Origin of the sequence: Halopseudomonas salegens (assembly GCF_900105655.1) — a bacterium.
GTDB lineage: Bacteria > Pseudomonadota > Gammaproteobacteria > Pseudomonadales > Pseudomonadaceae > Halopseudomonas > Halopseudomonas salegens.
In genome coordinates this window covers 1,332,022-1,356,215 of record NZ_LT629787.1, presented here as the reverse complement: position 1 = coordinate 1,356,215, position 24,194 = coordinate 1,332,022, and the positions used below count along the sequence as shown (strand labels likewise).

Here is a 24,194-nt window from a genome sequence, read left to right as displayed (position 1 = left end):
GCCCTGTTGCAGCTCCCTCGGCATAATCCAGCACGCGTTTCAATTACCCACCCCAGGAGTGCAGCATGTTCAAGGTTAACCAGTATTTCGACGGCAAGGTCGCATCAATCGCATTGCAACAACCTGAAGGCACCGCCACGGTTGGCGTAATGGCCGCCGGTGATTACGAATTCGGTACCCAGCAACTGGAAATCATGCACGTGGTGGACGGCAACCTGACCATCAAGCTGCCGGACAGTGATGAATGGCAGAGTTTCTGCAACGGTGAGACATTTACCGTGCCAGCCAATAGCCGTTTTCAGGTAAAGGTTGCGCGTGACACGGCCTATTTTTGCGAATACCGCTGAGCTGACGTGCCGGTCAGTCGCATGCTGACCGGTCTCACCTGACCTCTGCCGCAACGGGCTGACGCCACAATACCTGACTACGGATGATCAATCCGTCCGGAATAAACAACCTCACAATCTGCTTCGGCATCCAGCGCCTGCAAGCCCCGCTCCATCAGATCCAGAATGGGCCCCATAGCGGTAACCAGCACATTGGGGCGTGACAAGTCGGGATCATCGAAACTACCATTGATACGCTGCTCAACAATGGCGCAGCCATCGACATCGATGACTGCCACGCGCAAATCGGCAAAACGGTAGTCAATGAAATCCAGTGCGCCGGTTACCGCCAGGCGACTTTTCTCGGTGCGCAACGCGACGTCTCTGGCCCTGGCCTGACCATCGGCAATGGACCAGTCCGAGGCCATGGCATCAATCGGGGTCCGCTCGCCGCTGGATTGCAACAGCCCGGTGAACGAGTAGCCACGGCTGGCCGCCAAGCCCACCGGGCCGGCCAGGAAGACCGCGCCAACATCAATCAGATTGAAGCGCTGAGTGGCGATGTAGTCATCCAGTTCCGCATCAAGATCGACCCCGTGCAAAACCACGTCATCGGCCTGCAAAAGCAGCTCACCGCGCGCCGACTGCCGCCACTGCAACCAGTCGCGCCCCTCACCCGTCAACTCCACGGATAGCGTCATGCGCCCGGACGCCTGCTGGCCATCCTGCATGAGTGTCACGAATTCGTTGAGCGAGAAATCATCCAGTCCCGCGTTCAGGCTGTACTGAAGAGGCTGGTGATTCAGGTCCAGATCAAGACGCCCGTTCAACTCGCCAGCAAAAGCTGAGCCCTCGAGGGACTCGAACACCAGTTCGCCAGCACGACCGGTCACCTCAAGGCGCACGTCGGTGACCAGCAAACGGTCCTCTTCCACCCGCTCGCAGTGCGCCATGCCTTGCACAGCCAGGCTGGCCAGCCACTCGTCCCGGCTGCCACCGGAATGCTGCAGCTCCTCGACCTCGAGGTCACAGCCCTGCAACAACCACTGACGCTCAGAGGGCTGATCGATATAACGCAGATCGGCGTCGCTCAGGCTGATGGGCGGCAATCGCAGCGATGGCGTCTCGTCTCCTTCACGACTTCCGGTCCACGCAGGACTGAAGGCACCCTGTTCAATCCTCTCGATACGCAGCTCAAGCCCATCGATCAATACCGCTTGCGGCTGAACGTCACCCCACAACAAGGGCCACCAGTCAAAGCGCACTATCGCTTGTCGCGCACTGGCCACCCGCTCATCTTGCTGGTGTACAGAGACGTCGTTGACCTGTATCTGCGGCGCCGGCCAGACACTGACATGCAATGGCTTGGCGAAGTCGATCTCAAGACCCAGTGCCGAGCCCAACTCATCCTGCAGCTGCGCAGTCATCGCTTCACGGTCGACCAGAGACATTGCCAGCCCAATGCCGGCCAGCAAGACAACAAGTAGGATACCTGCCAGAACAATCAGTTTTTTCATGGTCAAAGCATAACAGACGCGTAAAACGTCCGACTAAATACCTCGCCAGGCGCATTATAGGCCAGACTGAACCTTCCCAAACGACATGGAGATGTTTCTGTGACCATTTTATTGGCCCTGCTGACCGTCATGCTTGCAGCCGTCACCCTTCTGGGCAGGCTGCCCATTCATGACTGGTGGGCACGGGTATGCGAGTTCCCTCGCCTGCAGATTGTCTGCCTGGCGCTTCCGGTCGCCCTGCTGGGCGCTTTCCTCACTCCCCCACCCGGACAATGGCTCATACCGCTGATCTGCAGTTTGGTGATCATCAAACAAGTTGCCCGCATCCTGCCCTGGACAGCACTCTGGCCCGTGCAGATGCAAACCGCGGATACAGGTCAAGCAGACCGCAAGATCACCATCATGGTGGCCAATGTACTGACCAGCAACCACAACAGCGATGCATTGATCGAGCAGGTTCATGCCCAACAACCGGATATTCTGCTGACCCTGGAATCAGATGCCTGGTGGCAGGCGCAACTGGACGAAGCCTTGGGTGACTGGCCACACAGCGTCTGTGTACCACAGGACAACCTCTACGGTATGCACCTGTATTCCCGTCTGGCTCTGGAAGAAACACAGGTGAGCTTTCTCATTCAGGATGATATCCCTTCGATTCATACCTGGATACGCCTGCCTTGCGGCGAATGCATCTACCTTCACGCCCTGCATCCCCGGCCACCGGCGCCCAATGAGAGCGAAGAATCGCTCTGGCGCGATGCGGAACTCTTGCTGATCGGCAAGAAAATCCATCAAGGCGACTATCCGGCCATCGTCGCTGGCGACCTCAATGATGTTGCCTGGTCACGCACCAGCCGGCTGTTCCGACGTATCAGCGGCATGCTGGATCCACGCCGGGGGCGCGGTATGTTCAACAGTTTTCATGCCCACTACTGGTTTTTACGCTGGCCGCTGGATCATGTATTTACGACCGAGCACTTCACGTTGAGCAGGATGCACCGGCTGAAGGATTTCGGTTCTGACCATTTCCCGATTATTGCGACTCTCTGTTACCGGCCCAGCCGAGCAACGGAGCATGACGCACCGTCGGCCAATCCAGACGAACGCCAGCACGCAACCGAACAGGTGCAAGAGGGGAAACGCCGGGAGCAGTGACCCAGGCAATATCAGGCCTGAGCCACAGAAAGCAAAAAGGCCACCCTAAGGTGGCCTTTTCTGATTTACCGCAAATGCCTTACTTGCGCAGCTTGTCCGGACGAATCAGGAAGCGGGCAAGGGCTGGCAACAGCCAGAGGGCACCGAACATGTTCCACAGGAACATGAAGGTCAACAGGATACCCATATCGGCCTGGAACTTGATATCAGAGAAGATCCAGGTAGCAACGCCAATGGCCAGAGTGAAGCCGGTAAAGGTTACCGCCTTACCTGTGGTTTTCAGCGTTTCATAATAGGCTTCCTGCAGCGGCAGACCCTGACGCAGGTAGGTTTCCAGTCGACTGTAGATATAAATCCCGTAGTCGACCCCGATACCCACACCCAGCGCAATCACTGGCAAGGTTGCAACCTTGACACCGATGTCCATGAAGGCCATCAACGCATTGGCCAGTACGGAAGTCAGCGCCAGCGGCACAATGATGCAGATGACCGCACGAACCGAGCGGAAGGTAACCAGACACATGAAGATAACTACGGCGTAAACCGTCAACAGCATTTTCAGCTGCGAGGTCTGGATCACTTCATTGGTCGCAGCTTCAATACCGGCGTTGCCCGCAGCCAGCAAGAACTGCAGATCCTCGGTGTTGTATTCCTCGGCAAAGGCTTCCACTTCGGCAGTCGCCCGAATCAGGGTGTCAGCCTTGTGGTCGTTGAGGAAGATCATTACCGGAGCCAGCGAGCAGTCCTGGTTGAACATGCCTTCGGCGCGGCTGATAGCCGTGTTCAGGTTGTCCTGGTTGCGCGACAGCCCGAGCCACTTGAGGTTGCCCTCGTTGTTGCCCATGATCACCTGCTTCGCCACGGTGACCAGAGAAACCGCAGACTGAACGCCATCCAGGTTCAACATCCGCCATTCCAACTGATCAATGGCATCCATGGTTTCAAACATCGAACACCCTTCATTCGGGGTTTTCACCATGACTACCAACACATCGGAACTGGTCGAGTAGTTGCTGATAATGAAGTCATTATCCAGGTTGTAGCGTGAGTCAGGTCGCAGTTCAGGCGCACCCGGATCCAGGTCACCAATCTGCACCTTCTGGCCATGGTAGATACCAAAACCAAAGGCAATGATCGCCAGTACCACCGAAATCGGTGCCACACTCGGATGCGAGAACTTGGCGATGGTCAGCCACATCTTCTGCGGACGCTCGGACAGCTCACGCTTGCGCGCGATAGCCTTTTTGCTGATACCGATGTAGGACATCAGGATCGGCAGCAGAATCAGGTTGGTCAGAATGATGACTGCCACACCTACCGATGCCGCGATACCCAGCTCTCGAATGACTGCAATTTCGATCAGCAGCAGGGTCATGAAGCCCACGCCATCCGAGATCAACGCGACGATACCCGGAATATACAAAGAGCGGAAGGCACGACGGGCCGCCGTCAGTGAGGCGTCCGTATTGACCGATTCGAGCGCCATGGCGTTGATGATCTGAACGCCATGCGAAATACCAATGGCAAAGACCAGGAAAGGCACCAGAATCGAATAGGGATCGAGACCAAAGCCCATGGTGCGCAGCAGGCCCAACTGCCAGATCACCGCAATCACCGAACAGACCAGAGTGATGAACGAGCTCTTCAGACAGCGGGTAAACATCAGCAGCAGGAAGAAGGTGATCAGCAGCGCGACGCCAAAGAACATCACCACACCGATAATACCTTCGATCAGATCACCGACGATCTTGGCAAAACCGGTAATGTGAATGCTGATATTGTCGTTCTCGTCCTGAAAACTGCGGATTTTTTCTTCCAGCAGACGGGAGAACTCGCCGTAGTCCAGACGAACCAGATCACTCGGGTTATCCGGATTGGGGTAGCTCTCTTGCAGCGGCACTTCAATGATTGTCGACTTGAAGTTGTTGGCAACCAGACGGCCGATCTCACCGGAACGCAGGACGTTCTCACGCAGCTCTTCCAGCTGGTGCTCGTCATGGTACGAAGGGAAGTTGGCTACCGGCCCGCCATCAAAACCGAACTCGGTAACTGCCGTCCAACGCACATTCGGCGTCCACAACGAGCGCATGCCCGAACGGTCAACGCCGGGCAGGAAGAACACCTCATCATTGATGCGTTTGAGGGTTTCCATGTACTCGGTTGAGAAGATATCACCGTCTTCAATCGCTACGGCAATACGTACCCGGTTGCCCAGATTGGGCATATCATCCTGATGCTCAAGCATGTTGACGACATAGGGATGGTTAACCGGAATCATTTTTTCGAAGCTGGCATCCGGCTTGACCTGGGTGGCTTGATAGCCAAAGAACAGAGTCAGCAAGACAAACGCCAACAACACGATCAAACGGTTGTTGAAAATCACCCGCTCGATAAAGGGGGCGGTTTCCTGATGATGCTTAGACATCCAGTATCTCCTGGCGCGTAGTCATTATTATTGGAGGACGTCGGGCATGACGACTGAGTCCATGCGAACACTTCCACGCTGACCCAGCAGCAGGAAAGAGCCATCGGGCAAGGGACGGCCGGTAGCCAGATTGGCACGATCCGGGCGCGTCATGATCTGAAAGCTGTCGCCTCCATCCAGACTGGTTACCACGGTGCCGCCCAGGCCGGTAACCACCAGTCGCCCGTCATCGGTCTTGTGGCCACCCAGCAAGGTAGCTTCCAGCGGACCATTGTTGGCCGTCATCAGCTCAACCTGTTCCCAGGTGTCGCCAAAATCAGTGGAACGGAACATGTTGCCACGCAGGCCCCAGGTCAGCACTTCACCGAATTTGTCAGTACCGGTTACGCCAAACAGTGAACCCTGATAGGGCTGTTCGTCTTCCGGCAAGGTTTCCCAGGTGTCGCCATAGTCAAAGGAACGGAACATGGTACCCATTTCCGCCACCATGAACAGACCGCCGCCTTTGATCTCGGAAATCGCGCTGTAATGGAAGCCGAATTCGTTGTCGATATCGTCAGTCCGATCTTCCCAGGTCTCGCCACCATCATCGGTTCGCATGAACAAACCGTAACCACCCATGGCGAAGCCCGTTTGCGTATCACGGAACCAGACATCCATCAGTGGTTTTTCCAGCAGACCGAACTCGTCAACGGGCTGGTCCAGCGCCGGGTCCCGGTACTGCATTTCCCAGCTTTCACCACGATCGCTACTGTGCAGAATCAGTGAATCATGCCCTACGGCCCAACCGTGGGTTTCATCAACAAAATGAACCGCTGTCAGCACCTGACGTACCGGTGACGATGCCTGCGTCCAGGTTTGCCCCAGATCGTCAGAATAAATGATATGGCCTCGTGCACCCACTGCCACCAGGCGATCACCTACCTCGGCAACATCCAGCAGCAAGGTTTGATGCGCCATGTCAGTTTCCATGGCGGGCTCGACACTCGGCGCTTCAACGGTCTGGGCGAAAGCAAGCGGCATACATGCCAGAGCAGTGGTCAGGCCCAAGGCAGTCAGAACCTGACGTGTCAGAGATAATTTGCGACCCTTGCCGGACAAGCTTGTTGCCTGGCTAAAGGATGGAGCGTGCCGCTCGATCGGCTCACGCATACACCATTCCCCCTTTATTCTTATGAATACCTGCCCTGCCGGGCAGGACGCTAATACCTCAATGACCGCAAGGGCAAAGACAAAATAGTCTCAGTCAAGCAGAGGCTTGCTAATAGTAACGGGGTTTTGCACCACCTGCCAACGTCATCGCCTTATCTTGCACCAATCAGCAGATTGATTGGTGCAAGCAGCGGCCGCTTCAGGCCAGCGATTTGCTGACCACTTCGTAGACGTCAGCGGACAAATCGTCGGTGGCCATGATGCGCTGTAGCTGTTCCTGCATCAGGGCCTGACGTGCCGGATCATATTTGCGCCAGCGCGTCAGCGGCGTCATCAGTCGCGCAGCAATCTGCGGATTCAGGCTGTTCAGGGTGATGATCTGATCGGCCAGGAAACCATAGCCTGCGCCGTCCAGGCGATGGAAATTGACCAGATTCTGGTTGGCAAAGGCTCCGACCACCGCACGCACCTTGTTCGGGTTGCGCAGATTGAAGGCCGGGTGCTGCATCAGCGCCTGTACCCGCTCCAGACCGCCAGGCTGACCAGAGGCCGCCTGCACGCTGAACCACTGATCCATGACCAGCGGATAGTCCTGCCACTGCCTGGCAAACTCTGCCAATGCCGCCTGCTTCTGCTCCTCAAAGGGCGAATTGACCAGCGCCACCAGGGCCGCCTGCCGATCCGTCATGTTGTTGGCCTCGATAAACTGTCGCACGCATGCAGCCACAATTTCCTCTGACTCACTGAGCATCAGATAGCCGAGCAGCGTGTTTTTCAGGCTGCGGCGCGCCACTGAGGCGGCATCCGGAGTATACGGCTGGGGCACTGACAGGCGTTGCCAAACGGCCAGCATGTCATCATGCAGAGCCTGCGCCAGTTCAGCGCGCAGGGTTTCACGCACCTTGTGAATAGCATCGATATCCGCCTGCTCAGCCAGCTCGACCATGTAAGCTTCAGAGGGCAAGCGGATGATTTCAGCGACCATGGCCGGGTCCAGCTCCGGATTGTTCAGCACGCTGCGATAGACATCCACCATGCGCTGATCCAGCATCAATGGCCGACCGGCCTGGGCCATGGTTACCAGCCCCTGCATCACCTCGACCGCCAGAGCTTGCGCTGCTTCCCAGCGATTGAATCCGTCGGGGTCATGCTTGGCCAGAAATACCCGGTCATCGCGGCTATAGGGATAGGTCATTTTTACCGGCGCAGAAAAGCCGCGCAGCAATGAGGGAAGCGGCTCTTCACGCAGCCCGGTAAACACGAACAGCTGTTCGGCTTCGGTAATGGCCAGTACCGTCTCGGTCCCGCGTGACCCGGTTTCATCAGCCAGCTGAAGGGACATTTCCGCGCCCTGACTATCCAGCAATGCCATGCGCAAAGGAATGACCAGCGGCTGCTTGTCTGTCTGCCCCGGTGTCGGAGGGCAGCTCTGCCGACAGAGCAAACGAAATTCGCCAGCATTGGCATCCCAGTGACCATTCATTTCCAGGCGCGGTGTACCAGCCTGACTGTACCAGCGCTTGAACCGGGTCAAATCCAGCCCATTGGCATCCTCCAGCGCCTTGACGAAATCATCGCAGGTTACAGCCTGACCATCGTGACGCTCGAAATACAGGTCGGTCCCCTTGCGGAAACCGTCGGCGCCACAGAGCGTATGCAGCATGCCGACCACTTCCGATCCCTTTTCATACACCGTCAGGGTGTAAAAGTTGGCAATCTCGATAAACGAGTCCGGACGCACCGGATGTGCCATCGGGCCGGCATCCTCGGCAAACTGGTTGGCGCGCAGGAAGGTGACATCCTCGATACGCTTGACCGTGGCCGAGTTCATGTCGCCGCTGAACTGTGAATCGCGGAATACGGTAAACCCTTCTTTCAATGACAATTGAAACCAGTCTCGGCAAGTGACCCGGTTACCCGACCAGTTGTGGAAATACTCATGCGCCACCACTGACTCGACACGCTGGAAGGCCAGGTCGGTTGCCGTATCCGGGTGCGCCAGCACACAACTGGAGTTGAAGATATTCAGCCCCTTGTTTTCCATTGCGCCCATATTGAAGTCATTGACCGCCACGATCATGAAGATATCCAGATCGTATTCGCGACCATACACCTCCTCGTCCCAGCGCATTGAGCGTTTCAGGCTGTCCATGGCATGGCCGCACTGCTCGCGGTTTTCCGGTTCGACATAGATGCGCAGATCGATGTCGCGCCCACTCATGGTGGTAAAGCTGTCCTGGATCAGCACCAGGTCACCCGCCACCAGTGCAAACAGGTAGGCCGGCTTCGGGAAGGGGTCTTCCCAGGTCGCCCAATGCCGCCCAGCCTCATGTTCGCCGGAGGCAACCGGGTTGCCGTTGGACAGCAAAACAGGATAATCACCCCGATCGGCAATGACCGTGGTGGTGAAGCGACTCATTACATCCGGACGATCCAGATAGTAGGTAATCTTGCGGAACCCTTCGGCTTCGCATTGGGTACAGAACATGCCGCCGGACTTGTACAGACCCTCCAGCGCAGTATTGTTCTGCGGCTCGATGCGGGTTGTGATAGCCAGCTCGAACTCGGCGCTTCCGGGATGCAGTGTCAGGTGGTCGGCATCCAGCTGATAACTGTCCTCGCTCAGTTCGACATCGTCCAGTGCCAGGCTGATCAACTGCAACTGCTGGCCATCCAACACCAGCGGTGGAAGCTTCTTGCCCTGCTCGGCGTTACGCTGAACGGCCAAACGGCTATGCACCAGGGCATGATCCTCGAACAGCTCGAAGGTCAGGTGCGTCTCGGCGATCCAGTAGTCCGGCTGCCGGTAATCCTTGAGGTAGATGGTCTTCGGTTGTTCGGTGCGCATAATGATTCCTTAACTGACACTGACCGACAGGCTGTAGGCCGTGTACTTGCGAATATTGATAACAGCGGTATCCAGCAACAGATACTGGCCCTTGATGCCGAGCAAGGTGCCTTCCAGCAGCGGTTCCTTGTCCAGATTGGCCGACTGCGGCTTGGTGGCATATTCCAGCACCGGGTAATTGATATTCAGTGTTTCAGCATCCGGCAGCGGCTGGATTGCCTGCAAACCGAACCGCTGTTGCAGCTCGGCAATACCCTCTGCGGCCGGACCCAGCAAGCGATCACGCTCAGCCAGCATGTCCAGTTGCGGTGGTTCCCCCTTGAGCAGGGTGCGCCAATTGGTCTTGTCAGCTACCTGCTGACGTATCAGGTCTTCGACCAGGCCGGATTGCTGACGCGTTGCCACACGCAGAATCGGCAAGGCCTGGCTGGCGCCCTGATCGATCCAGCGCGTGGGAACCTGGCTGGCCCGGGTAATGCCGACCTTGAGTCCGGAGGAGTTGGCCAGATACACAATATGCTCGGTCATGCAGAACTGCTCGCCCCAGGCGGGTTCACGGCAGGTACCTTCGGCATAGTGACACTTTTCCGGGCTCATGATGCAGGTATCGCATTGGGCGAGCTTTTTGAAGCATGGGTAGCAGTAGCCCTGATTGAAACTTTTTTTGGTGCGTCGGCCGCAGTGCACGCAATGAATGTCGCCCAGCGCTCTGAGGCTGACCGTTTTGCCCAGCCACTCGTTCATTGGCACCCGTTCATCGCCAATCGGCAGCTGATAGGCCACAGGCTCTGCCAGGCTCCCCACCATCTTGCGAACTGCGCCGCTGGCTTGCAACAAGGCCATCAGTGCAGGGTTTCCGAACCGGTTGAAAACAGAATATTGGGCACCTCTTTTTCCTTCGATTTGCAGCCCTGCGGCCCCATATAGCCGGTGCGCTCTTCTTCCGGCAGGTTATCCGTTTCCCAGGCAATCATTGCCTGCAAACACAATTCCTTTTGCTCACCAGTCAGCTTGCGGCCATCCGGCCATTTCCCGATCTCGACCGCCTGCTTGAGGCTGGCATAAATCTCGGGGGTAATGTTGCGCAGCATGTCGATAAAGCTCGTCATGGCAATACTCCGATAAAAGCGATAACGATTGGTCGGCAAACCGACCAACAGGATAAGAAAGTCAGCCCGATTGCCGCTGGCGTTGCAGGCCGCCGGCAACCAGGCCCGCCAGTCCGCCGATAACCAGGCCACCCACATGCGCCGCATTGGCGATGGCGCCAAAACCGAGCATGCTAACCAGGCCACTGAGGCAGAGCACCAACCACACCAGCATCAGCACCACTACGCCCTTGGGCAAATCAAAATGCACGTTCGGGCACAGCCACTGGTACAACCAGCAATACCCGAGCAAGCCGTAGAGCACGCCGGACAGGCCGCCAAACAGACCCGGCGCGCCAAACAGCCACTGGCTGGTATTGGATACCAGCGCAAACAGCAGGGTCACGCCGAGCAGGAACAGGCTGCCGGAGCGAATCTCGATGCGTCGACCAAGCTCCCAGTACCAGAGCGCATTGAAGGCCAGATGCAACATGCCGAAGTGAATGAAGATCGGCGTAATCAGTCGCCACCACTGGGTCATATCCGGGTAGGCGGCGAGATACCCCTCCGGCGTCACCGGCGTAAAGGTAAGCGGAATCAGCACACTGGCATCACTTCCCAGGCGACTGAGAACCGCTACCAGCGCGGTGATAGCCAGCACACCCAGGGTCATCGGTATGTGTTGCAGCGTTCGCTGCCATGCAGTCGCACCGCGCCTTGCAGCCGGAGCCTGCTCAGCCACCTCGGGGACGCCGTCCTGGTAGAGCGCGCGAATAATCTGGGCATCCGCCTCGTCGACAGCCCAGACTACCTGTTGGGTGCCCTCCTCGGCAATCCGGTGCACCACCCCCCGGCTGCGCAGAAAACGCGCCAACTGGCTTAGATCTTCTTCAATCGGACGTTTTAGCGCAGGAATCATGCGGGCTCCTTGAATCAGGCCAGTCGCGGCACATCGACCCAGACAAAGTGGTCACGTTCCAGGTGCTGCTCGCCCTGCCAGCGATAAGCGACCAGTTTGCCATATTTGACTGCACTGTAATCCAGACAGGCAAGATTGGGGCGTATCGGGTGCGGCTTGCCTTGTTGCCAATAATGTCCAACGAACAGAATCGGCTGGTCAGCCCCGTAGACCAGAAGCTCGGCTTTTTGAGTGGCGCTCAAGGGTCTAGCCGCAATATCTTCCGGCAACCCGTCCGGTTGAAAAACGATATCACCATAGGTTTGCGGATCTTCCTCCCAGAATTTGGTGCGGAAAAAAGCGCGGGTAAACCCATCTTTCCCGGTCATGGTCATGCCGTGCGGCAGGCGCATGTCGGTACCACGCAACAGGCGATCAAGCACCTGAGCGGCAAAACTGTCGGCCTCGACGGCATTGCGCACAAAATCACGATCGATACAGGCATCCGGATACTGGTTGATGAACGGGGTTATCAAGCCCTGATCCCAACAGGCATGGACCAGCCGGAAATCGCCCAGATCAAGCAACAGCGGCAGCTGGTAGAACCAGTCGAGAAATTCGGTCCATTCATCCGGCCAGGCGGCAAACTGTTGCAGCGTTTCACCAATCTGCCGGTAATTGCGCTCATTGTGCTCACGGACAAATTGCTGGCCACTGCCTGGTGGCGCCTGGGTAGACCAGGCCAGAGCATTGAACTCATGGTTGCCCATAATGCACTGGGCATGCCCCGCTTCAACCATATCGCGCACCAGATGCAGTGACTCGCGAATACGCGGTCCGCGATCAATAATATCTCCCAGAAACAAGGCCTTGCGTTGGGGGTGCTGCCAGACTCCAGACAGGCAACGATAGCCCATTTGTGCCAGCAAGCGTTGCAGCGTCTGCCCGCAACCATGTACATCGCCAATGATGTCGTAACCCTGGACGGCTGTCGTAGAGGACATGTTCAGCCCTCCGTCAAACGACTGGACCAGCCCAGTTTTTCCCGACAGATACCGTAAAAATTGTGATCCAGAGGATGCAGCAGTCGCAGCTTGTGTGGCTTCTTGCGGATAGTCAGGCTGTCGCCGGGTGCACAGGTGATGTGCACCTGACCATCACAACTGACCTGCGGGTAGATGCCGCTTTGCTTGGAAACGATGATTTTCAGCTCGCTGTTGCTATCGACCACGATTGGCCGGCTGGACAGGGTATGCGGAAACATCGGCACCAGTACCACGGCTTCCAGCTTGGGGTGCATGATTGGCCCACCGGCAGACAGGGAATAAGCGGTTGAGCCGGTGGGAGTGGCGACAATCAGGCCATCGGATTTCTGGCTGTATACGAACTGACCATCGATATGCAGCTCGAACTCGATCATCCGTGCCGATTTGCCTGGATGCAGTACCACATCATTCAGGGCTTCACTGCTGCCCAACTGCTCCTCGTCACGGCGCACAATGGCATCCAGCAGAAAACGGGTTTCCATCATGTATTCGCCAGCCAGTACCCGGCCAACGCGGGCTTCCAGCTCATCCGGTGAAATATCGGTCAGAAAGCCGAGCCCACCGCGGTTGACGCCCAAGACCGGCACATTGTAACGACACAGCGCCCGCGCTGCCCCGAGCAGGCTGCCGTCACCGCCAACCACAATCACCAGATCACAGATTTCGCCCATCATCTTGCGGGAGCAGACCTGCAGGTTGTGGCCAGGCATCAGCTCGGCCACCGCATCTTCAAGGATCACGGTGTGCCCGCTGTCGAGCAGAAAGCGTTTCAGCCGCTTGAGGGTATCCACCACCTTGCCGCTGCCGAGACGACCAATCAGGCCGATATTGCGAAACTGCTCCATATCACCTCGCTAGACTGCTTTGGCTGACCGACATGGCACGGCTCAGCTGTAAACAGCTGATTATTCCGCAGCACAGGCAAGGAGGCAAATCAACCAGGGTCTACCGGGTGTTTTTGTTGCAATTTTGATAGCTCGCGCTTGAGGTTCAGGTTGTGTTGCTGCTGCTCTTCGAGGGACTGCTTGATATCCAGCATTTCGCCCTGCAACACATCGAGATGCTCTCGATGGGACTGCCGCAGCATTTCAATATCATTCTCGCGCGCCTGCTGCACTATCTGAAGTTCTGTTTGCAACGCATTGATTTTCTGGCGCAATTCGTCTGCTTCACGGCTGTGACGATCACGTTCCGTGGCAAGCAATTCTTCCGAACTGGACTCGGTCGCACGCTCTTCCTGATCACCAAACCAGGCATCTTCTGCAGCCATATGCAGTTGCCCGGCCGCCAACATGGCCACGGCATTGTCATCCTCACCAAGAATCCCCAGAGAGTTACGGGTGACTGCATCCTTGATGTGCAGCAAATCAGAACGCCCGCCACGTTGACCGGGCTTCCACAGGTGGGCTTTGTATTGCGGGTGACGGGTAAAGCCGGCGCAGGCCAGTCGAATCGGCCCGCCACCCATGTCGGGGCCGCGCCCGGCCTTGTCAGCCATCAGGCGCAGTGGCAGATTCCACAGCGAGCTGATCATGCCTTCCTGATCAAAATCAATGGTGAAAAACACCGCACCGCGAACATGCAGCCGTGAGCTGATCTGCAAAAAAACGGCGTCCATGGTTTCATCAGCAAATTCCGGTGTACTGACCATACCATCCAGCAAGGCCTCGAATTCCGGAAACAGCATCTGCTTGCAAATGCCCCATTGGGAGAAAAACATGACCGCTTCGGTGAGTGGCCGGCCTGGCTGACTCATGCTATTTCCTCTGACACTCCTGCTCGGAGCTTTCCATACCTGGTAATAATGCCGTAACAACCATGACGCGTATCACGCATACACGCCACTTGAGAGTGTAAGACATATTTGGCCAAAGTACCGTGAACCAGTTGGCACTTTGGGTAAAAAACACACTGACGCACTTTACCCCTTGAGTCCTGCACAGTCGGGGCTGGATAATGCCATTCCTTCTAAGACACCCGGTGACCCTGCATGTTCCGCTGGTTTGAACGTCGCCTTGACCCCTTCCCTGCTGGAGAACCCGGCGAGCCACCGCGCACCCTGTTAGCCTTTTGCCTGCACTACACCCGTGGAGCCTGGCCGGCACTGATCATGGCCGCCTTGCTGATGGCTGCAATCGCACTGATCGAAGTCTGGCTATTCAGTTTTCTCGGCAATATTGTCGATTGGCTGAGTGAGCAGAACCGGGAAACCTTCTTGCAGAATGAAGGCGGGATGTTGTGGCTGATGGGGTTTGTGGTGCTTGGCCTGTTGCCCTTGCTCATCCTCTTCAATGCTCTGTTCAGCCACCAGACGCTGATGGGCAATTATCCGATGCGTATCCGCTGGCTGGTGCACCGCTATCTGTTGCGCCAGTCGATGGGGTTTTACCAGGACGAATTTGCCGGTCGCATCGCCACCAAACTGATGCAAACCGCGCTGGCGGTGCGCGAGTGCGTGATCAAGCTGATCGACGTGCTAAACTACGTCGGTGTCTATTTTATCGGCACTTTGCTGGTGGTCGGGCTGGCCGACTGGCGTCTGATGCTGCCCCTGCTTGTCTGGTTGTTTGGTTATGTTGTGCTGATGCGGCACTTTGTGCCCTTGCTGGGCAAGGTGGCCGAGCGCCAGGCAGACGCTCGCTCGCTGATGACCGGGCGCATCGTCGATAGCTATACCAATATCCAGACCGTCAAGCTCTTCTCCCATGCCCAGCGCGAGTCGAGCTATGCCCGTGAAGGCATGCAGGATTTCATGCACACCGTTTACCGACAGATGCGTCTGGTTACCCTGGTGTACACCCTGCTCTACGTCCTCAACGCCTTGCTGTTGGCAGCGGTAACCGGGCTGGCCATCTGGTTGTGGTTGCAGGAGGCCGTCAGCGTGGGTGCCGTCGCCGTAGCCGTCGGCCTGGTCTTGCGCCTGTGGGGTATGTCGCAATGGATCATGTGGGAGCTGTCGGCCCTGTTCGAAAACATCGGTACCGTTCAGGATGGCATCAATACCATCTCGCAACCGCATCTGGTCGATGATGCAGAAAATGCCTGCCCGCTCAAGGTTGGCCAGGGTGCCATTCGTTTCGAACAGGTTGATTTTCATTACGGCAAAGGCAGTGGGGTACTGGAAAAGTTTGATCTGGACATCCGTCCCGGAGAAAAAATCGGTCTGGTCGGCCGCTCTGGCGCGGGTAAATCAACGCTGGTCAACCTCTTGCTGCGCTTCTATGATCTCGAAGGTGGCCGCATCCTGATTGATGGTCAGGACATCAGTCAGGTTACCCAGGAGTCCTTGCGCGCAAATATCGGCATGGTGACCCAGGATACCGCGCTCCTGCATCGCTCCGTACGCGAGAACATTGCCTACGGCCGCCCGGAGGCCAGTCAGACCCAGATCGAACTAGCCGCCCGGCGTGCCCAGGCTGATCAGTTCATTCCCGATTTGCGCGATGCCGCCAACCGTGAAGGCTATGAGGCACATGTGGGTGAACGTGGCGTCAAGCTGTCCGGCGGTCAACGCCAGCGTATTGCAATTGCCCGGGTAATGCTGAAGGATGCACCCATACTGATCCTCGACGAAGCCACCTCGGCTCTGGACTCGGATGTTGAAGCGGCCATTCAAGGCACGCTTGACCAGCTCATGGAGGGCAAAACAGTGATTGCCATAGCACACCGCCTGTCGACTATTGCCGCCATGGACCGCCTGATCGTACTCGACGAGGGGCGCATCATCGAACAGGGCACGCATGCCGAATTGCTCGCCCACAACGGCCTGTATGCCCGCCTGTGGGCACGCCAGTCCGGGGGCTTTCTCGCCGAGGAAATCCAGTGACGCACGTGCGCAGCCTGGTGCTGCTGATCTTGCTGGTCGGTTCCGGCCCATCACTGGCGGAAGACTTCAGCTTTGCCGAGAGCAATGCGCTGATTGCCAGTATTGCCGGAACGCCGGAAGCGCAAAGGCCGGATTTTTCCGCGCTGCCCGAGGTGCGCCAGCGCGACTTGCATGTGCGTCCCTTGCCCGAGCGTGAACTGCCCTACTTCATGCGCGAGCTGAACAGCCTTAGTGTTCGCCTGGCCTGGCAGGATGAAGCCGCGCCCCTGGTATTCCTGATTGCCGGTACCGGCTCACGCTTCGATACGCCTCGTCTGGAAACCCTGAAAACGGCGCTCTGGCATGCCGGCATGCACGTAATTCTGCTGTCATCACCAACCAACTATGACTTTATTGCCGCCGCCTCGGAGCATGGCCGGCCAGGTTTGGGGCCGGAGGATGCCAAGGATCTGCACCGGGTCATGCGCCTGGCTGTCGAGCAGGCCGAACAAAGCACCGGCCTGACCATCACCGATTTCCGCCTGGCCGGCTTCAGTCTGGGGGCAATGAATGCCGCCTATGTTCAGCAGTGGGATCAGCAACATGGTCAGTTGTTTGATTTTCAGCGGGTACTGCTTTTACATCCTCCCGTTGACCTGTTGACCTCCATTCGCCGTCTCGATGGCATGGCTCGGGTTCGCCTCGACAACCTTGATGGTGATGACAGCTTTTTTGAGCATGTATTCGAGAAACTGGTCGCCTATTATGCCGACGGCGGTGGTACCGATATCGGTACCGGCCTGTTCTACGAGTTCCAGGCCAGCAAAAATGCACTGACCGACGCCGAGCTGGCATTGCTGGTTGGTGCTGTTTTTCGCTTTTCCGCCGCCGACATAACCTACATGAGTGACCTGATTGCCGGTCAGGGTATGTTTGCCCCGTCCATGGATGGACTGAATGCCAGCACGTCGTTGACACCCTACTTGCGTCGGGCATTGCAATGCGATTTCGGCTGTTACATCGATAATCTGCTGTGGCCCTGGTGGCAACAGCGACACCCGGATAGCAGCTTTGAGCAAATGACGGCCCTCAGCGACCTGCGCTCACTGAGCGCAGAGCTTGAAGACCCCCGCTTCGGGGTCATGACCAGTGCCGATGACTTCATACTCAGTGGCGAAGACTACGACTTTCTGCGCGACACCTTTGGCAACCGCGGGCAGTTTTACCCACGCGGCGGTCATGGCGGTATTCTTGACCATGCCGAAGTGGTGGACTGGGTGGTGGATTTCTTGCAGGAGACAGCGCCATGAGACGAACAGCAAACGGGTTCTGCTGCATTGCTGTGCTGCTCCTTGGCTTGCTGCCAGCCAGTCTGGTCGCCGAGCAACAACCCACCGAGCCAACCACGCCCGCGTTCCGCGACCCTCTGCAGGAACTGGATATCGAATACAACACCAACGACTGGGAATTCGAACGTTCCAGCTTGCTCGCACTGGATGTTTACGACCCGTTTGAAATCATCAACCGCCGCACCTACCGGTTCAATGCCCGTTTCGACGAGTACATCTATTTGCCTGCGCTGGAGGGCTATCGCACGGTCACGCCCAGGCCCGTCAGACAGGGTGTCTCCAATGTATTCAACAATCTGGCCGATATTCCTCATCTGGCCAACAGCACGCTGCAGGGTCAGGGCGAGAAAGCCATGCGGACCACCGCCAGATTGTTGCTGAACAGCACACTTGGCATAGTGGGTATTTTTGACGTGGCAGAGAAAATGGGCTTGCCGCAGGAGAAAGAGGATTTCGGTCAGACCCTGGCCAATTATGGCGTGCCGCCAGGACCATATCTGGTATTGCCATTGCTGGGCCCATCAACCCTGCGCGATACCAGCGGCCTGGCCGTTGACTGGTCGATTGAGGATCGGGTCAATTACCTTGGCAGTCGTGACACCATGAACCAACACTCATGGCCTTACGGGCTCTATGCCCTGGATCTGCGCAAGCAGAACGGTTTTCGTTATGGCGCCCTGGACAGCCCTTTCGAATACGATCAGGTGCGTTACCTGTATATCAAGCTACGGGAACTGCAAACGCGAAACTAGGGAGCCTCTGAACAACTCCTTGCGCGCTCAGCCAACGCGAAAAATGATGCGCTCTTCCCAGTCATCGTCCGCGATCGCGCTTTCCGCCAACATACGGCCAGCCCGAGAAATACCCTGCCGATGCACCTCGCGAGGGTCACCGCAGAGCAGGTAATGCCAGAACGGCAATTCGTCGCCCTCTGCCAACAGCCGGTAGGCGCAGGTGGGAGGCAACCAGGCAAACTCTGCAGCATCGGCCGGCGTCAGCTGTACACAGTCCGGTACTTTGGCCTTGCGCCCGGGATAGTCACTGCACTGGCAGCTCTTGTGGTCAAGCAACTGGCATGCAATGTCTGTGTAATAAACGGCCCCGGGCTGATCCTCGTCTTCGAGTTTCTGCAGGCAACACAGGCCGCAACCATCGCACAGTGCCTCCCACTCCTCCGGCTCCATCTCGTCCAGGGTCTTGCGCTGCCAGAAGGGTTGGGTCAAGTCTGCCATGTCAGCGCCCTTCCTGCAGGATATCCTGAAGCCAGGCCATGACCTGCGGCAAGTCAAACGGAAAATCTAGCTCGGCACCATTATCGGTACGCTGCAGAACCGGAATGCGCAGCTGATAGCGTTCCAGCAGCAGCGGGTCTTCACTGATGTCCACGACATGCACGTGTACACCATTGCCCTTGAGTGGCTCAAGCGCGCTCATGGCCGCGTCACACAGGTGGCAGGCTGAGGTTCCGTACAAGGTCAATACAACTGGAGCACTCATGAAAATATCTCGCATCGCTGGGCCTGAGCGCATTTTACCATTGGCTGTAACGCATTGCCGGCATGATTGCGACCCTTCCCCACTTGCCACATACTCGTCGCACTAACGTTACTCTCAGGGAACAAAATGGATTGGGAAACCTTGTTATGCCGCGAGCGCCTGGGCAAACCGGTCGCCAGCACCGACGAATTGGGCCGCACCCCCTTTCACAAGGACCATGATCGGGTCATTTTCTCCGGCGCTTTCCGCCGCCTGGGCAAGAAAACCCAGGTACATCCGGTATCCAGTAACGATCATATTCATACTCGCCTGACGCACAGCCTGGAAGTCGGCTGCGTCGGACGCTCTCTGGGAATGCGCGTGGCCGAGATGTTGCGCAATGAGTTGCCGCACTGGTGTCAACCGGCCGATATTGGCGTTATCGTCCAGGCGGCCTGCCTCGCCCATGACATTGGCAACCCGCCCTACGGCCACTCCGGCGAAGATGCGATTCGTCACTGGTTCAAACAGGCCGCCAACCAGGGCTGGCTGGACCCACTGAGCGAAGCCGAGCGCGCCGACCTGATGAGCTTTGAAGGCAATGCGCAGGGCTTCAGGGTACTGACACAACTGGAATACCATCAGTTTGAGGGGGGGATGCGCCTGACCTACGCAACCCTGGGCGCCTACCTGAAGTACCCCTGGACTGCCAGACATGCTGACAGTGCCGGCTACAAGAAGCACAAGTTCGGCTGCTATCAGGCTGAATATCCTCTGCTTGAGCAAATCACCGACAAACTCGGCCTGCCCTTGCAGGAAGAACAGTGCTGGGCTCGCCATCCCCTGGTCTATCTGGTGGAAGCTGCCGACGATATCTGTTACGCCCTGATTGATCTGGAAGATGGCCTGGAAATGGAGTTGCTGGATTACCACGAGGTCGAGCAACCGCTACTGGCTCTGGTGGGCGACGACTTGCCGGAAACCTATCGCCAGTTGGGAGCGGACGATTCAACCCGACGCAAGCTGGCCATATTGCGCGGCAAAGCGATCGAACACCTGGTCAACGCCGCAGCCGAAGCTTTCATCATCCAGCAACCGGCTTTATTGGCCGGCAAGTTACAGGGCGACCTGGTAGAGCACATGCATCCCGCCGCACGTGATTGCGTCCTGACGGCGAAGCAGATGGCACGGGAACGGATTTTTCAGGACAAGCGCAAAACCCTGCATGAAATCGGTGCCTACAGCACCCTGGAAACCCTGCTGGATGCCTTCTGCGGTGCCGTCAATGAGCTGCATACCGGGCAATCACTGAGTTTCAAGCACCGCCGCATACTGGACCTGATGGGCAACAATGCGCCCCGGGAGGACTGGGGCCGCTATCGCTGTTATCTGCGGGTAGTGGATTTTATTGCCGGCATGACTGATCTTTATGCGGCAGATATGGCCTCACGCATTCGCGGAATCACGCCCGGCTGAGGGCGTCTTGAGCAAACCATACTCCCGCGCCAGTCGCTCAAGCAAGATATCCGCCAGTGCGTACTGGGCACTGATGGCCTGAGTCGCGATAGTAAAATAACTGGATGATTTCAGGTGATGGTCTGCCTGCAACAGGGTTTCAATCAATGCGACCAACCGGTCCAGTGACTCTTCGGCTTCGCGCACTGCGCTGGCCACTGACAGCCGCAGCTCCGGTTCAGCATGCAAACGCGCCAGCACCAGATACGCCTCATCACTGATGCGTCGCCCCAGACGCAGCAATTCTTCACGCTGCATGGCGGTATTCTGTCGACGCGCGGCAATCCCGGTACCAATGGCCCGGGCCCGTCCGAGCAGCTCGGTATTCTGCAGAAGTTCAAACCAGTGGCCGTCGCCATTGGCAGCCAGTTGTCCGAAGCGCACCAGGTCATGCCGCTCGGCAATCGCCGTGATGGTATCCAGCAGATGGACAATCAAACGGTTATGCCAGGTCAGGACCTGTTCCGCAGTCGCGTGCTCATGTTCGACGTCAATGTCTTCCCACAGGCTTTGCATGTGGTGCCAGGAGGCATACCAGAACAAGGAAGACTCGTGCGCCAATGCCCGTTTGAGCAGCTGCCCGACTTGCTGGTAGATGGTCCAGCGCTGATTGGCCAGGCTTTGCTCACCAGACATGACACCGAACATCAGCCCACGATGGCGCTGCATCTGTTCAAGCAATTCTCGCAACAGCAGAATCTGCTCCAACGCCCGTTCGCGCTCACGCCAGATTCCGCGCTGACGCCGCACCCGGCTGTAATGCCAGAGAATGGCGAGCAACAGAACAACGACTAGTACTGGCAGCAACAGTGGACTCATTCACAGGCCTCGGTGATGCCACTCAAGGTTGTGCAGAGAGCAGCTCTATCTTGTACCCGTCAGGGTCTTCCACGAATGCCAGAATTCGCTGACCATGTTTCATCGGCCCGGCTTCACGGGTTATCTTGCCGCCAGCCGCACGAATCTGTTCACAAGCTTTATAAACGTCCAGCACCTCGATAGCAATATGCCCGTAGCCGTTACCCAGGTCGTAATGCTCGGTATCCCAGTTGTGCGTCAGTTCCAGCACCGCGTGCTCGGCCTCATTGCCGTAACCGACAAAAGCCAGCGTAAAGCGTCCTTCGGGATAATCCTTGCGGCGTAACAGGGTCATACCGAGCACCTCGGTATAGAAAGCGATGGATTTTTCCAGATCGCCGACTCGAAGCATGGTGTGAAGAATACGCATGTTTCCTCCTTCGGAGGGCTGAAAGCTGAAGGCTCAAGGCTGAAAGCCTCCCTGCCGTACTGCACAAGGTCCGTCTTTCAGCCTCAAGCCTTCAGTATTTTTACGACGTTTACAGCAGCTTGCGTCCCTTGCTGGCAGCAATCCGCATACGCAGTGCATTCAGCTTGATAAAGCCCGCTGCGTCAGCCTGGTCGTAGGCACCAGCGTCATCCTCAAAGGTGGCGATGGCTGCATCGAACAGTGAATCATCAGACTTGCGACCGACAACAATGACATTACCCTTGTACAGTTTCAGACGCACTACACCGTTGACGCTGGTCTGTGATGCATCAATCATCTGCTGCAACATGGCGCGTTCAGGGCTCCACCAGAAGCCGTTGTAGATAATCTCGGCATAGCGCGGCATCAGCTCGTCTTTCAGGTGTGCGACTTCGCGATCCAGGGTAATCGACTCGATGGCGCGGTGCGCTTTCAGCATGATGGTGCCGCCGGGCGTTTCGTAGCAACCGCGTGACTTCATGCCGACAAAACGGTTCTCGACGATATCCAGACGACCGATACCGTTCTCGCCACCTATACGGTTAAGTTCTGCCAATACCTGAGCCGGGCTCAGATCCTTGCCGTCGATAGCGACAATGTCACCCTGGCGGTAGGTCAGCTCAAGGTATGTCGGGGTGTCTGGCGCAGTTTCCGGCGACCTGGTCCAACGCCACATGTCTTCTTCATGTTCGGTCCAGGTATCTTCCAGCACGCCGCCTTCATAGGAAATGTGCAGCAGGTTGGCATCCATGGAATACGGTGATTTCTTCTTGCCGTGACGCTCAATCGGAATATTGTGCTTCTCGGCATAGTCCATCAGCTTCTCGCGCGACAACAAGTCCCATTCGCGCCACGGAGCGATCACCTTGACGCCCGGCTTGAGCGCATAGGCACCCAGCTCGAAGCGCACCTGATCGTTACCCTTGCCGGTAGCACCATGGGAAATGGCATCGGCACCGGTTTCATTGGCAATTTCAATCAGACGCTTGGCAATCAGCGGCCGGGCAATCGACGTGCCCAACAGATACTCGCCTTCGTAGACGGTATTGGCACGGAACATCGGGAACACGAAATCACGGACGAACTCTTCGCGCAGGTCTTCGATGTAAATCTCCTTTACTCCCAGGGCTTCAGCCTTGGTACGCGCCGGCTCCAGCTCCTCGCCCTGGCCCAGATCAGCAGTGAAAGTCACCACTTCACAACCGTAGGTATCTTCCAGCCACTTGAGAATGACCGAGGTATCCAGACCGCCCGAGTAGGCGAGGACGACTTTCTTTACATCTGACATTGCGCGCTCCCTTGATGAATCGTTGTCCTGGCCAGCCGGAGGCCAGTGATCAAAGGCGCTATTCTAGCGCCGAAAGGGCAAGATTCACAGGGCAACTACTTTTCCAGTTTGAGGCTGACCCGGCGATTGGCCGCCCGCCCGACAGCGCTCTGATTGCTGGCTACCGGGTAGCGCTCCCCATGAAAGCGCAGATTGAACAGGTCTTCGTTGACGCCGCGTTCAGTCAGGTAATCGCGCACGATCAAGACCCGCTGACGTGACAATTCACGGTTATCCAGGCGGTTGCCGACATTGTCCGAATGGCCATCCAGTTGAATGCCACTGATGTCTTCATCGGCCAACAGATAGACCAACACGGTATCCAGCACCTCGCGCGCGTCGCCGGACAGAGCCGTACCACCAGCGGCAAAGCTGATGGTGGTATTGGATGCCTGTTCGAAGTTCATCGGCAGCAGACCGGTAATGCAATCCTGAAACTCCGTCCAGGCAGCAGCGTAACCCACATTGGACACAACGACTTGCAAAGGCTGGGTGGCATTGGCCCAACTATCACCCAGGATGGTCGGCTGCATGCCTTGCGCCAGCCCGGCAAGCATCTGTCCGGCCTGTTGTTGCGGAACCCGCACTACCGGCTGGTTATCAGCAACCTGGGCATGTCCCAGGGCCTGACTGCGCGCATCAGGTCGCCACTGCGGCGGTTGATTGTAGACGTGCACGCGCCCCGGACGCAGAAGGTTGCTCCAGGCGTTCAATTCAAATACGGGGCGCTCGCCGGCACGTCGAACAAACACGGCTTCGCCATAGCCACTGACAGTTTGTGCCAGACGGCAGGCAAACTGATCACCGTCCACCGACCATTGCACATCTTCCATGCGGGTCTGGAATGTCAGCGCCTGGACCGGTAACGCCAGACTGCATATCAGCAGGGAAAACCATCGATTCACCGGTATACTCCATGGGTCAACGGGGCCGGTAACGTTAGCAATACCGGCTTACAGCAGTTCATCGGCCCATCCGAAGAAATCTTTAGCCCGAGCTG

General features: G+C 57.2%; 22 protein-coding genes. 6 read left to right on the top strand and 16 right to left on the bottom strand.

Going from position 1 to position 24,194, the window contains the following annotated elements; all coding sequences use genetic code 11:
• The first annotated feature begins 65 nt into the window (after window positions 1–65).
• Window positions 66–347 (top strand): pyrimidine/purine nucleoside phosphorylase, encoded by a 282-nt coding sequence (ppnP, locus tag BLU07_RS06025; RefSeq protein ID WP_092385126.1) that lies wholly within the window; start codon window positions 66–68, stop codon window positions 345–347.
• Window positions 348–424: 77 nt separating this feature from the next.
• Here ppnP and BLU07_RS06020 read toward each other — a convergent pair whose 3' ends face one another.
• On the bottom strand, window positions 425–1,843 hold the full coding sequence (locus BLU07_RS06020; protein WP_092385124.1) for an AsmA family protein: 1,419 nt from the start codon (window positions 1,841–1,843) through the stop codon (window positions 425–427).
• 99 nt (window positions 1,844–1,942) lie between these two features.
• Between BLU07_RS06020 and BLU07_RS06015 the strand changes: the two genes are divergently transcribed.
• Window positions 1,943–2,998: an endonuclease/exonuclease/phosphatase family protein gene (locus tag BLU07_RS06015; protein ID WP_197675070.1), complete on the top strand. Its 1,056-nt coding sequence runs from the start codon at window positions 1,943–1,945 to the stop codon at window positions 2,996–2,998.
• A gap of 79 nt (window positions 2,999–3,077) precedes the next feature.
• On the opposite strand, the gene BLU07_RS06010 is transcribed toward BLU07_RS06015, so the two are convergent.
• From BLU07_RS06010 to BLU07_RS05970, 9 genes are all read right to left on the bottom strand, one after another.
• Entirely contained in the window at window positions 3,078–5,423 is a 2,346-nt protein-coding gene (locus tag BLU07_RS06010) for an efflux RND transporter permease subunit (protein ID WP_092385122.1), read from the bottom strand.
• A 27-nt stretch (window positions 5,424–5,450) separates the two neighbouring features.
• Window positions 5,451–6,575 (bottom strand): YCF48-related protein, encoded by a 1,125-nt coding sequence (locus BLU07_RS06005; protein WP_092385120.1) that lies wholly within the window; start codon window positions 6,573–6,575, stop codon window positions 5,451–5,453.
• 199 nt (window positions 6,576–6,774) lie between these two features.
• The gene (gene pepN / locus BLU07_RS06000) at window positions 6,775–9,423 is read right to left on the bottom strand and encodes an aminopeptidase N (RefSeq protein WP_092385118.1); all 2,649 of its coding nucleotides are present in this window, start codon (window positions 9,421–9,423) and stop codon (window positions 6,775–6,777) included.
• Window positions 9,424–9,432: 9 nt separating this feature from the next.
• Window positions 9,433–10,266, bottom strand: coding sequence for a DUF2797 domain-containing protein (locus BLU07_RS05995; RefSeq protein ID WP_092385116.1), 834 nt, complete (start codon window positions 10,264–10,266; stop codon window positions 9,433–9,435).
• The gene (locus BLU07_RS05990; protein ID WP_092389620.1) at window positions 10,266–10,532 is read right to left on the bottom strand and encodes a YeaC family protein; all 267 of its coding nucleotides are present in this window, start codon (window positions 10,530–10,532) and stop codon (window positions 10,266–10,268) included. Before BLU07_RS05990 ends, BLU07_RS05995 begins: the two co-directional genes overlap by 1 nt.
• Window positions 10,533–10,593: 61 nt before the next feature.
• Window positions 10,594–11,430, bottom strand: a complete 837-nt coding sequence (locus BLU07_RS05985) for a rhomboid family intramembrane serine protease (RefSeq protein WP_092385114.1) — start codon at window positions 11,428–11,430, stop codon at window positions 10,594–10,596.
• A gap of 14 nt (window positions 11,431–11,444) precedes the next feature.
• Complete coding sequence (locus BLU07_RS05980) at window positions 11,445–12,413, bottom strand: metallophosphoesterase (protein WP_092385112.1); 969 nt, start codon at window positions 12,411–12,413, stop codon at window positions 11,445–11,447.
• Between the two features lie 2 nt (window positions 12,414–12,415).
• Window positions 12,416–13,300 (bottom strand): NAD(+) kinase, encoded by an 885-nt coding sequence (locus BLU07_RS05975; protein ID WP_092385110.1) that lies wholly within the window; start codon window positions 13,298–13,300, stop codon window positions 12,416–12,418.
• Between the two features lie 89 nt (window positions 13,301–13,389).
• Complete coding sequence (locus BLU07_RS05970) at window positions 13,390–14,211, bottom strand: hypothetical protein (protein WP_092385108.1); 822 nt, start codon at window positions 14,209–14,211, stop codon at window positions 13,390–13,392.
• Between the two features lie 234 nt (window positions 14,212–14,445).
• Here BLU07_RS05970 and BLU07_RS05965 point away from each other — a divergent pair, with 234 nt between their 5' ends.
• The 3 genes from BLU07_RS05965 to BLU07_RS05955 are packed head-to-tail and all read left to right on the top strand — an operon-like array spanning window position 14,446 to window position 18,361.
• Window positions 14,446–16,281: an ABC transporter ATP-binding protein gene (locus tag BLU07_RS05965; protein WP_092385106.1), complete on the top strand. Its 1,836-nt coding sequence runs from the start codon at window positions 14,446–14,448 to the stop codon at window positions 16,279–16,281.
• Entirely contained in the window at window positions 16,278–17,570 is a 1,293-nt protein-coding gene (locus BLU07_RS05960; RefSeq protein ID WP_092385104.1) for a hypothetical protein, read from the top strand. The genes BLU07_RS05965 and BLU07_RS05960 overlap by 4 nt, the downstream gene beginning before the upstream one ends.
• Window positions 17,567–18,361, top strand: a complete 795-nt coding sequence (locus tag BLU07_RS05955) for an MlaA family lipoprotein (protein WP_092385102.1) — start codon at window positions 17,567–17,569, stop codon at window positions 18,359–18,361. The genes BLU07_RS05960 and BLU07_RS05955 overlap by 4 nt, the downstream gene beginning before the upstream one ends.
• Before the next feature lie 27 nt (window positions 18,362–18,388).
• Here BLU07_RS05955 and BLU07_RS05950 read toward each other — a convergent pair whose 3' ends face one another.
• Entirely contained in the window at window positions 18,389–18,841 is a 453-nt protein-coding gene (locus BLU07_RS05950) for a YcgN family cysteine cluster protein (protein WP_092385100.1), read from the bottom strand.
• A gap of 1 nt (window position 18,842) precedes the next feature.
• Window positions 18,843–19,106, bottom strand: coding sequence for a glutaredoxin family protein (locus BLU07_RS05945; RefSeq protein WP_092389618.1), 264 nt, complete (start codon window positions 19,104–19,106; stop codon window positions 18,843–18,845).
• A gap of 126 nt (window positions 19,107–19,232) precedes the next feature.
• On the opposite strand from BLU07_RS05945, the gene BLU07_RS05940 reads away from it, so the two are divergent.
• Complete coding sequence (locus tag BLU07_RS05940; RefSeq protein WP_092385098.1) at window positions 19,233–20,561, top strand: deoxyguanosinetriphosphate triphosphohydrolase; 1,329 nt, start codon at window positions 19,233–19,235, stop codon at window positions 20,559–20,561.
• On the opposite strand, the gene BLU07_RS05935 is transcribed toward BLU07_RS05940, so the two are convergent.
• The 4 genes from BLU07_RS05935 to BLU07_RS05920 form a co-directional block, all read right to left on the bottom strand.
• Window positions 20,532–21,419 carry a nitrate- and nitrite sensing domain-containing protein gene (locus BLU07_RS05935; RefSeq protein ID WP_092385096.1) on the bottom strand — a complete coding sequence of 296 codons (888 nt, stop codon included), beginning with the start codon at window positions 21,417–21,419 and terminating at the stop codon, window positions 20,532–20,534. The genes BLU07_RS05940 and BLU07_RS05935 overlap by 30 nt on opposite strands.
• A 22-nt stretch (window positions 21,420–21,441) precedes the next feature.
• Window positions 21,442–21,828, bottom strand: a complete 387-nt coding sequence (gloA, locus tag BLU07_RS05930; protein ID WP_092385094.1) for a lactoylglutathione lyase — start codon at window positions 21,826–21,828, stop codon at window positions 21,442–21,444.
• A 109-nt stretch (window positions 21,829–21,937) separates the two neighbouring features.
• Complete coding sequence (locus tag BLU07_RS05925; protein ID WP_092385092.1) at window positions 21,938–23,155, bottom strand: argininosuccinate synthase; 1,218 nt, start codon at window positions 23,153–23,155, stop codon at window positions 21,938–21,940.
• Window positions 23,156–23,250: 95 nt separating this feature from the next.
• Window positions 23,251–24,099: a flagellar protein MotY gene (locus tag BLU07_RS05920; protein WP_092385090.1), complete on the bottom strand. Its 849-nt coding sequence runs from the start codon at window positions 24,097–24,099 to the stop codon at window positions 23,251–23,253.
• Window positions 24,100–24,194 lie beyond the last annotated feature (95 nt).

Excerpts from the sequence above, each read along its gene's own strand:
- ppnP (WP_092385126.1), top strand. The coding sequence starts at position 66 with ATGTTCAAGGTTAACCAGTATTTCGACGGCAAGGTCGCATCAATCGCA.
- BLU07_RS06020 (WP_092385124.1), bottom strand. The coding sequence starts at position 1,843 with ATGAAAAAACTGATTGTTCTGGCAGGTATCCTACTTGTTGTCTTGCTG.
- BLU07_RS06010 (WP_092385122.1), bottom strand. The coding sequence starts at position 5,423 with ATGTCTAAGCATCATCAGGAAACCGCCCCCTTTATCGAGCGGGTGATT.
- BLU07_RS06005 (WP_092385120.1), bottom strand. The coding sequence starts at position 6,575 with ATGCGTGAGCCGATCGAGCGGCACGCTCCATCCTTTAGCCAGGCAACA.
- pepN (WP_092385118.1), bottom strand. The coding sequence starts at position 9,423 with ATGCGCACCGAACAACCGAAGACCATCTACCTCAAGGATTACCGGCAG.
- BLU07_RS05995 (WP_092385116.1), bottom strand. The coding sequence starts at position 10,266 with ATGGCCTTGTTGCAAGCCAGCGGCGCAGTTCGCAAGATGGTGGGGAGC.
- BLU07_RS05990 (WP_092389620.1), bottom strand. The coding sequence starts at position 10,532 with ATGACGAGCTTTATCGACATGCTGCGCAACATTACCCCCGAGATTTAT.
- BLU07_RS05985 (WP_092385114.1), bottom strand. The coding sequence starts at position 11,430 with ATGATTCCTGCGCTAAAACGTCCGATTGAAGAAGATCTAAGCCAGTTG.
- BLU07_RS05980 (WP_092385112.1), bottom strand. The coding sequence starts at position 12,413 with ATGTCCTCTACGACAGCCGTCCAGGGTTACGACATCATTGGCGATGTA.
- BLU07_RS05975 (WP_092385110.1), bottom strand. The coding sequence starts at position 13,300 with ATGGAGCAGTTTCGCAATATCGGCCTGATTGGTCGTCTCGGCAGCGGC.
- BLU07_RS05970 (WP_092385108.1), bottom strand. The coding sequence starts at position 14,211 with ATGAGTCAGCCAGGCCGGCCACTCACCGAAGCGGTCATGTTTTTCTCC.
- BLU07_RS05965 (WP_092385106.1), top strand. The coding sequence starts at position 14,446 with ATGTTCCGCTGGTTTGAACGTCGCCTTGACCCCTTCCCTGCTGGAGAA.
- BLU07_RS05955 (WP_092385102.1), top strand. The coding sequence starts at position 17,567 with ATGAGACGAACAGCAAACGGGTTCTGCTGCATTGCTGTGCTGCTCCTT.
- BLU07_RS05950 (WP_092385100.1), bottom strand. The coding sequence starts at position 18,841 with ATGGCAGACTTGACCCAACCCTTCTGGCAGCGCAAGACCCTGGACGAG.
- BLU07_RS05945 (WP_092389618.1), bottom strand. The coding sequence starts at position 19,106 with ATGAGTGCTCCAGTTGTATTGACCTTGTACGGAACCTCAGCCTGCCAC.
- BLU07_RS05940 (WP_092385098.1), top strand. The coding sequence starts at position 19,233 with ATGGATTGGGAAACCTTGTTATGCCGCGAGCGCCTGGGCAAACCGGTC.
- BLU07_RS05935 (WP_092385096.1), bottom strand. The coding sequence starts at position 21,419 with ATGAGTCCACTGTTGCTGCCAGTACTAGTCGTTGTTCTGTTGCTCGCC.
- gloA (WP_092385094.1), bottom strand. The coding sequence starts at position 21,828 with ATGCGTATTCTTCACACCATGCTTCGAGTCGGCGATCTGGAAAAATCC.
- BLU07_RS05925 (WP_092385092.1), bottom strand. The coding sequence starts at position 23,155 with ATGTCAGATGTAAAGAAAGTCGTCCTCGCCTACTCGGGCGGTCTGGAT.